At 52.4% G+C, this 248-nt stretch carries 1 rRNA gene; it reads right to left on the bottom strand.

Features of this window, described 5'->3' with window-relative positions:
* Positions 1-248, bottom strand: a 23S ribosomal RNA gene (locus CES82_RS12215); the annotation flags it as partial.

The following is a 248-nucleotide window of genomic DNA, read 5'->3' as shown; positions in this document are numbered from 1 at the left end:
CTTACTAGTACAGGAATATCAACCTGTTGGCCATCGTCTACGCCTTGCGGCCTCGACTTAGGTCCCGACTAACCCTGGGAGGACGAGCCTTCCCCAGGAAACCTTAGTCATTCGGTGGATCAGATTCTCACTGATCTTTCGCTACTCATACCGGCATTCTCACTTCTAAGCGCTCCACTAGTCCTTACGATCTAGCTTCACCGCCCTTAGAACGCTCTCCTATCACGCGACCTATTGGTCGCATCCAC

Source organism: Secundilactobacillus silagincola (assembly GCF_002583405.1).
Lineage (GTDB): Bacteria > Bacillota > Bacilli > Lactobacillales > Lactobacillaceae > Secundilactobacillus > Secundilactobacillus silagincola.
This window is presented reverse-complemented; position numbering and strand designations above follow the sequence as displayed.